Origin of the sequence: Amycolatopsis sp. SID8362 (assembly GCF_010550475.1) — a bacterium.
Lineage (GTDB): Bacteria > Actinomycetota > Actinomycetes > Mycobacteriales > Pseudonocardiaceae > Amycolatopsis > Amycolatopsis eburnea.
Genome location: NZ_JAAGNB010000270.1, coordinates 1 through 8198, shown reverse-complemented (window position 1 = coordinate 8198; position 8198 = coordinate 1). Strand labels below are relative to the sequence as shown.

Annotated in this window: 9 protein-coding genes and 1 pseudogene; all 10 read left to right on the top strand. The window is 71.2% G+C overall.

What is annotated here, in order from left to right; all coding sequences use genetic code 11:
• On the top strand, nucleotides 1-319 hold a 319-nt coding region (locus G3I65_RS09030), incomplete at its 5' end, for a LysR substrate-binding domain-containing protein (protein WP_239070882.1).
• A 201-nt stretch (nucleotides 320-520) separates the two neighbouring features.
• Nucleotides 521-964 carry a helix-turn-helix transcriptional regulator gene (locus G3I65_RS09025; RefSeq protein ID WP_125315694.1) on the top strand — a complete coding sequence of 148 codons (444 nt, stop codon included), beginning with the start codon at nucleotides 521-523 and terminating at the stop codon, nucleotides 962-964.
• A gap of 10 nt (nucleotides 965-974) precedes the next feature.
• Nucleotides 975-1385, top strand: a complete 411-nt coding sequence (locus tag G3I65_RS09020; RefSeq protein ID WP_160695687.1) for a VOC family protein — start codon at nucleotides 975-977, stop codon at nucleotides 1383-1385.
• 38 nt (nucleotides 1386-1423) lie between these two features.
• Nucleotides 1424-2620: an MFS transporter gene (locus tag G3I65_RS09015; RefSeq protein ID WP_160695686.1), complete on the top strand. Its 1197-nt coding sequence runs from the start codon at nucleotides 1424-1426 to the stop codon at nucleotides 2618-2620.
• Nucleotides 2611-2868 (top strand): AraC family transcriptional regulator, encoded by a 258-nt coding sequence (locus tag G3I65_RS09010; RefSeq protein WP_160695685.1) that lies wholly within the window; start codon nucleotides 2611-2613, stop codon nucleotides 2866-2868. Before G3I65_RS09015 ends, G3I65_RS09010 begins: the two co-directional genes overlap by 10 nt.
• A gap of 5 nt (nucleotides 2869-2873) precedes the next feature.
• Complete coding sequence (locus G3I65_RS09005) at nucleotides 2874-3287, top strand: VOC family protein (RefSeq protein ID WP_160695684.1); 414 nt, start codon at nucleotides 2874-2876, stop codon at nucleotides 3285-3287.
• Between the two features lie 25 nt (nucleotides 3288-3312).
• The gene (locus G3I65_RS09000; RefSeq protein ID WP_160695683.1) at nucleotides 3313-5676 is read left to right on the top strand and encodes an excinuclease ABC subunit UvrA; all 2364 of its coding nucleotides are present in this window, start codon (nucleotides 3313-3315) and stop codon (nucleotides 5674-5676) included.
• A gap of 108 nt (nucleotides 5677-5784) precedes the next feature.
• Nucleotides 5785-6801 carry an acyl-CoA desaturase gene (locus G3I65_RS08995; protein WP_160695682.1) on the top strand — a complete coding sequence of 339 codons (1017 nt, stop codon included), beginning with the start codon at nucleotides 5785-5787 and terminating at the stop codon, nucleotides 6799-6801.
• Between the two features lie 10 nt (nucleotides 6802-6811).
• Complete coding sequence (locus tag G3I65_RS08990; RefSeq protein WP_160695681.1) at nucleotides 6812-7873, top strand: MBL fold metallo-hydrolase; 1062 nt, start codon at nucleotides 6812-6814, stop codon at nucleotides 7871-7873.
• Nucleotides 7858-8198 (top strand): annotated as a pseudogene (locus tag G3I65_RS08985) (hypothetical protein); the annotation flags it as partial. The gene G3I65_RS08990 and the pseudogene G3I65_RS08985, both read left to right, overlap by 16 nt.

The window sequence follows — 8198 nt, the reverse complement described above, 5'->3', positions numbered from 1 at the left end:
CCCGCACGTGTCGGCGTCCCGGCGCGGCCGCGCCCGCGGCCCCCTGGACGACGTCCTCGCGGCGGCTGGTCTGCAGCGCCGGGTGGCGGCGGTGGTGCCGACGTCCGCGGTGGCCGCGCTGGTGGTCTCGACCAGCGATTACGTAGGGCTGCTGCCCCAGCGCCTGGCCGAGCGGCACGGCCCGGCACTGGGCCTGCGGTGGTTCCCGGTCCCGGCGGAGCTGCCGGAGGTGGAGGTCCGGTTGTCGTGGCACGCGCGCCTGGACGCGGACCCGGCGCAACGCTGGCTGAGGGAGACGATCACCACCGCGCTCCACTGACCCTCGCGCCGGGTTTGCCCGGCGGCGGCTTGGCAGACGGGGCGTCTCGCCGTGCTCCCGGGTCCGGACGACGTGAATGACTCATTCATGTCGCCGGATGACATGAATGAGTCATTCACGTCATCCCGCACCACCGCACCCGCTGACCCGAGCGGGTCCGGTTCACTCCGCCGGGCGCTCCCCGTGTGGCACGATTCCCTCGTGACCAGCACCGCCGCCTCGGCGCAGTACCTGCGCGACCTCGCGCTGCTTCGCCGTGTCCGGGACCGGATCGACCGCGAGTACGCCCAGCCGCTCGATGTCGACGCGCTCGCCAAAGGCGTGAACATGTCGGCCGGGCACCTCAGCCGGCAGTTCCGGAAGGCCTACGGAGAGTCACCGTATTCGTACCTCATGACGCGGCGGATCGAACGGGCGATGGCGCTGCTGCGCAAGGGCGAGCTGAGCGTCACCGAGGTCTGCTTCACCGTCGGGTTCTCCTCGCTCGGCACCTTCAGCACCCGGTTCGCCGAGCTGGTGGGCATGCCCCCGAGCGTCTACCGGGAGCAGCAGGCCGAGGCGACCGTCGGGATGCCGCCGTGCGTCGCGAAGCAGGTCACCAGACCGATCAGGAATCGAGAAGCGCGACCGCAGGCGCACACATAGTGTGACGACCATGGACGTCACCATTCACTCGAGCTTCCTCCCCCACACCGACCCGGAAGCCTCGCTCGCCTTCTACCGCGACCTGCTCGGCTTCGAGGTCCGCCAGAACGTCAAGTACGGCGGCCTGCAGTGGATCACCGTCGGCCCGCCGAACCAGCCCGACACCGCGATCGTGCTGACGCCGCCGACCGCGACGCCGGGGCTGACCGACGACGAGCGCCGGATGATCGCCGAGATGATGGCGAAGGGGACCTACGCCGGGGCCAACCTCGCCACCAAGGACCTCGACGCGCTGTTCGCGAAGCTCCAGGAGGGTGGCGCCGAAGTCGTCCAGGAGCCGATCGACCAGCCCTACGGCGTCCGCGACTGCTCCTTCCGCGACCCCGCCGGCAACCTGCTGCGCATCCAGGAACTGCGCTGACCACGACCGCGGCCACGGCCACGCACGGCTACCGCGAGGTGCTGCGCGACCGGCGGATCGCCGGGCTGCTCCTGGGGGATCTCCTGGCCGGTGTCGGCACGGGCATGCTGCTGGTCGCCATGCCGGTGCAGACGCTGTCCCTGCCCGGCGGCGTGCCGAAGGCGATCGCCATCGGGCTCGTCGAGGCGGCGCCGTTCGTCCTGTCCACCGCGCTGGCGCTGGCCATCGGGCTGGGCCGCGTGCGCGTGCCGCCGCGGACGCTCCTGGTCGCCGACTGCGTGCTGCGGGCGCTGACGTTCACCGCGCTCGGGGTGCTGGCCGCCACCGGGTCGCTCACCCTGCCGGTGCTGCTCGCCGGGCTCTTCTTCGGCGCGACGTTCCGGCTGGCCGGGGCGAGCAGCCGCCGGGTGCTGGCGACGGCGGCCGCGGGCGAGGCCGGGCGGTTCTCGGTCAACGGCCTGCTCGGACTGAACACGACGTTCGCGCTCTACATCGCCGGGCCGGTGCTCGGCGGGATCGTCGTGGCCACCGCGGGCGCGAGCCTCGCCCTCTTCCTCGACGCGTGCGGCGCGCTGGTCCTGCTGGCGGCCACCCTCGCGTTTGTCCCCCAGCCCGCCGAAGCGCCGGCCCGGTCCGGAAGCTCGGGCTGGCGGATCCTGCGCCGCCGTCCGGTGGCCGCACGGCTGCTCGTCGTCGAGTTCTTCTTCAACTTCCTCTACATGCCCGTCGAAGTGGCGCTCCCGCTGTACGTGAGCGGGACGCTGCACGCCGGCGCGACCGGCCTGGGCTGGCTGTGGGGCGCGCTCGGCGTGGGCGCGTTCCTCGGGGCCGCGCTCGTCGGACGGCTGCGGAACCTGCCGCAGCGGCCGCTGCTGGTCGCGATCATCGGGCTGTGGGCGCTGTGCCCGATCGCCCTCGCGCTGACCGGCGACCTGACCGTGGCGCTGGTCGTGTTCGGCCTGGGCGGGCTGGTGTACGCGCCGTTCACCCCGGTCGCCTACAGCTTCCTCCAAGCCGGGCTGGCCCCGGCCGAACAGCAGCCGGTCGTCACGCTCTGGACGACCGGCGCGACCGTGGCCGCCCCGCTGGGCCTGGCGCTGGGCGGACCGCTGATCGAGCTGGCCGGCAGCTCCGGTGGCCTGGTGCTGTCCGGCGTGCTGACCCTCCTGCTGCTCCCGATCGCGGCCCGGGCGGTGCTCGGCCGCACCCCGGAAAGGGAACCGACATGTGCCTGAGCCTCGCCGCCGCCGCGCGAAAGCACCTGGCCGAATTGGTGCTGCTGCGCCGCGTCCGCGATCGCATCGACCGTGACCGCGAATCGCCGCTCGACGTCGAAACGCTGGCGCGCGAGGTGGATCTGCCCGTCGCGCTCTTCGTCCGCCGGTTCCAGGACGCTTACGGCCTTTCCCCGCACGAATACCGGCGGGCCGCCGAAGCGATCAGGAATCGAGAAGCCCGCCCCGCGCCGCCGAAAGTAGCGTGATTCCCATGAACCTCACCATTCACCAGACGTTCCTCCCCCACCACGACCACGAAGCTTCGCTCGCTTTCTACCGCGACACCCTCGGTTTCGAAGTGCGCAACGACGTCGACTACGGCGGCCAGCACTGGCTGACGATCGGCCTCCCGGGCCAGCCCGACACCGCGCTCGTCCTGCAGCCGACCGGTGCCGCGTACGCGGGCCTGTCCGACGAAGAACGCCGTACCATCACGGAAATGATGGCCAAGGGCACGTTCGCGGCGGTCAACCTGGCCACCGACGACCTGGACGGCACCTTCGAGCGGGTGCAGGCGGGCTCCGCCGAAGTCGTCCAGGAGCCGACCGACCAGCCGTGGGGTATCCGCGACTGTTCCTTCCGCGACCCCGCGGGCAACCTCGTCCGCATCCAAGAAGCGCGCTGACCCCACCGAAAGCTGGAGAACCCCGATGAGCAGCACGTCGCACACCGCCGACAGCCACGACCTGATCCGCGTGCACGGCGCCCGCGTGAACAACCTCAAGGACGTCAGCGTCGAACTGCCGAAGCGGCGGCTGACGGTGTTCACCGGGGTCTCCGGCTCCGGCAAGAGCTCCCTGGTGTTCAGCACGATCGCGGCCGAGTCGCAGCGGCTGATCAACGAGACCTACAGCACCTTCGTGCAGGGGTTCATGCCGACGCTGGCCCGGCCCGACGTCGACGTGCTCGACGGGATCACCACCGCGATCATCGTCGACCAGGAGCGGATGGGCGCGAACCCGCACTCGACCGTCGGCACCGCGACCGACGCGAACGCGATGCTGCGCATCCTGTTCAGCAGGCTCGGCACGCCGCACATCGGTTCGCCGCAGGCGTTTTCGTTCAACGTCGCCTCGATCAGCGGCGCGGGCGCGGTGACCATCGAAAAGGGCGGGCGCCAGATCAAGGAGCGCCGCAGCTTCAGCATCACCGGCGGCATGTGCCCGCGCTGCGAGGGCCGCGGCAAGGTCAACGACATCGACCTGACCGCGCTGTTCGACGAGAACAAGTCGCTCAACGAAGGCGCGATCACGATCCCGGGCTACAGCATGGAAGGCTGGTACGGCCGCATCTTCCGCGGCTCCGGCTTCTTCGACCCGGACAAGCCGATCAAGAAGTACACCAAGAAGCAGTTCGCCGACCTGGTGTACAAGGAGCCGACCAAGATCAAGGTCGACGGCATCAACCTCACCTTCTCCGGGCTGGTGCCGGCGATCCAGAAGTCCATGCTGTCCAAGGACGTCGACTCGATGCAGCCGCACATCCGCGCGTTCGTCGAGCGGGCGGTGACCTTCCAGACCTGCCCGGACTGCGCCGGCACGCGGCTTTCGGCGGAGGCGCGGTCGTCGAAGATCGACGGGCTCAGCATCGCCGACGCGTGCGAGATGCAGATCAGCGACCTCGCCGCGTGGGTCGGGAAGCTCTCGGAGCCGTCGGTCGCGCCGCTGCTGGACGCGCTGAAGCACACGCTCGACTCGTTCGTAGAGATCGGCCTCGGCTACCTCTCGCTCGACCGTCCATCCGGGACGCTGTCGGGCGGGGAAGCCCAGCGCACCAAGATGATCCGCCACCTGGGGTCGTCGCTGACCGACGTCACCTACGTCTTCGACGAGCCGACGATCGGGCTGCACCCGCACGACATCGCGCGGATGAACGAGCTGCTGCTGCAGCTGCGGGACAAGGGCAACACCGTGCTGGTCGTCGAGCACAAGCCGGAGGCGATCGCGATCGCCGACCACGTCGTCGACCTCGGGCCGCGCGCCGGCTCCGCGGGCGGCGAGGTCGTCTTCGAGGGCACTGTGGACGATCTGCGCAAGAGCGGGACGCTGACCGGGCGCCACCTCGACGACCGGGCGTCGCTGAAGTCGTCGGTGCGCTCGCCGTCGGGCGTGCTGGAGGTGCGCGGGGCTTCGACGCACAACCTCCAGGACGTCGACGTCGACATCCCGCTCGGCGTGCTGGTCGTCGTGACCGGCGTGGCGGGCTCGGGCAAGAGCTCCCTGATCCACGGGTCGGTGTCCGGCGGCGAGGGCGTGGTGACGGTGGACCAGACCGGCATCCGCGGTTCGCGCCGCAGCAACCCGGCCACCTACACCGGCTTGCTGGAGCCGATCCGCAAGGCCTTCGCCAAGGCCAACGGCGTGAAGCCGGCGTTGTTCAGCGCCAACTCCGAGGGCGCCTGCCCGAACTGCAACGGCGCCGGCGTCGTCTACACCGACCTCGGCATCATGGCGGGCACCTCGACCCCGTGCGAAGTGTGCGACGGCAAGCGGTTCTCGGCCGAGGTGCTGGAGTACACGTTCGGCGGCCGCGACATCAGCGAGGTCCTCGGGATGTCAGTCGCCGAGGCGCTGGAGTTCTTCGCCGACGGCGACGCGAAAACCCCGGCGGCGCACAAGATCCTGACCCACCTGTCCGACGTCGGCCTCGGCTACCTGACGCTCGGCCAGCCCCTGACGACGCTCTCGGGCGGCGAGCGGCAGCGCATCAAGCTGGCGACGCACATGGCGGAGCAGGGCGGGGTGTACGTCCTCGACGAGCCGACGGCGGGCCTGCACCTGGCCGACGTCGAGCAGCTGCTCGGCCTGCTGGACCGGCTGGTGGAGTCGGGCAAGTCGGTGATCGTGATCGAGCACCACCAGGCGGTGATGGCCCACGCGGACTGGCTCATCGACCTCGGCCCGGGCGCGGGTCACGACGGCGGCAAGGTCGTGTTCGAGGGCACGCCGGCGCAGCTGGTGAAGGCCCGGAAGAAGACACTGACGGGCCGGCACCTGGCGGAGTACGTGCGCTGATGTCCCCGCCGGCCGCGTATACCAGCGCGGCCGGTAGGGCTGGCCCCCCGAAAACGCCGGAGGCGCACCGGATTCCGCCGCGGGCCCGCGGCGCGAAGACTCGACCGCGTGACCACCACAGAAAACCTCGTCGGCAGCGACTTCGCCCGGCTGAGCCGCCGCATCTCCGCCGCCGGGCTGCTGGCGCGCCGTCCCGGTTACTACGTCGCGAGGACCACCGTCGTCGCCGGGCTCTTCGCCGCCGGGTGGGTGGCCTTCGCGCTGCTCGGGAACTCCTGGTGGCAGCTCGGTGTCGCCGTCTTCCAGGCGTTCCTGTTCGGGCAGATCGCGTTGCTCTCCCACGACCTCGCGCACAAGCAGGTGTTCCGGCGCCGCCGCCCCACCGAGATCGCCGGGATGCTCGCCGGGAACCTCGGGATCGGGATGAGCTACGGCTGGTGGATGGACAAGCACACCCGCCACCACGCCAACCCGAACCACGAGGAGCTCGACCCCGACGTCGACCCGGACATCCTGGTGTGGTCGAAGGACCAGGCGCGCGCAAGCCGCGGGGTGCCCCGGTTCATCGGGCGGTACCAGGCGTTCCTGTTCTTCCCGCTGCTCACCCTCGAAGGCCTGAACCTGCACTGGTCGGGGATCCGCGCGGTGCGCAAGCCCGGCCTGCGCCGCCGCGGCACCGAGGCCGCGCTGCTCGCGGTGCACCACGTCCTCTACTTCAGCGCGCTGTTCACCGTGCTCTCCCCCGGCATGGCGGTGCTGTTCTTCGCCGTCCACGAAGGACTGTGGGGTGTCTACATGGGATCGATCTTCGCGCCGAACCACAAGGGCATGCCGACGCTGACCGGGCCCGCCGAGCTGGACTTCCTGCGCAAGCAGGTGCTGACCTCGCGCAACGTCCGCGGCGGCCTCGTCACCGACGTCGCACTCGGCGGCCTCAACTACCAGATCGAGCACCACCTGTTCCCGAGCATGCCGTCGCCGCACCTGCGGCGGGCGCAGCCGATCGTCCAGGCCTACTGCGCCGAGCTCGGCGTCCCCTACCTGCAGACGAGCCTGGTCGAGTCCTACCGCCAGGCGCTCACCCACCTGCATGAAGCTGGGGCGCCTCTCAGGAACCGTTCGTAGACTCGGAACCATGAGGAAGACGATCGCGGGGTTGCGCGACCTGCCGGCGGCGTTCGGCGCGAAGGCGGCCGGGACGCGGGCCGAGCGGGTGCGCTCGTCGCCGCAGTTCGACGGGAAGGTGTTCCGCAACGCCGCCCCGCGCCACCCGATGACGGCGGCGGCGATGCGGACCATCTTCCGCGAGATGTTCTTCGGCGAGCACCGCGAACTGCGCAAACCGGGCGGAGCGGTCCCGCTGGTCGCGGCCGCGCCGGTCGAGTCGGCCGAGGGCGCGCACCTGACCTGGTACGGCCACGCGTCCACCCTGGTGGAGCTCGACGGCGCCCGCGTCCTGCTGGACCCGGTGTGGAGCGAGCGGGTGTCGCCCGCGGCGTTCACCGGCCCGCGGCGGCTGCACGAGCCGCCGGTGCCGTTGTCGGGCCTCGGCCGGATCGACGCGGTGGTCATCTCGCACGACCACTACGACCACCTGGACCTGACGACCGTCCGCGCGCTGGTCGCGTCGACGACGGCGCCGTTCCTGGTCCCGCTCGGCGTGGGCGCGCACCTCGAACGCTGGCGCGTCCCGGCGGCCCGGATCATCGAGCTGGACTGGCACGAGGAGGCCACGGTGGCGGGCGTCCGGTTCGTCGCGACCCCGGCCCAGCACTTTTCGGGCCGCGGCATCTCCAACGACAGCACGCTCTGGACGTCGTGGGCGCTGCTCGGCCCGGCACACCGGGTGTTCTACAGCGGCGACACGGGGTACTTCGACGGCTTCGCGAAGATCGGCGAGGAGCACGGGCCGTTCGACGCCGCCCTGATCCAGGTCGGCGCGTACGCCCCGCACTGGCCGGACATCCACATGACGCCGGAGGAAGGCGTCGCGGCCGGGATCGACGTGCGGGCGAAGCTGCTGGTCCCGGTGCACTGGGCGACGTTCCAGCTGGCGATGCACCCGTGGGGCGAACCGGCGGACCGCGTGTGGCACGAAGCGAAGGCGGCCGACCTGGCGCTGGCGATCCCCCGCCCGGGCGAGCGCATCGACGTCACCGCGCCCCCGCCGGTGGACGGCTGGTGGCAGGCGCTGTGACCGGCGAACACGAGCGGTACGCGCGCTACCTGCTCGAGTTCGCGAACGTCACCGACGCCGAGGAGCCGGACCTGGTCCGCGCGGTGCTGACCGACCCCGACCGGGTGATGGCGGAATCCGCGGTGGTCCAGCACGTCGACCTGCGCGCGGCGGCCCTGCTCACCGGCCCCGCGTTCCCCGCCTGGGCCGCCCGGCTGGGCGAGCTGCTGGCGGACCACCGCTACCCGGCGCGGCGGCTGCGCGAATGGGCGTTGCTGCGCGCGGTCACCACGGGCGAAGATTGGCGGGAGACCGACCTGACGAGCGCGTCCGACTGGCTGCAGCG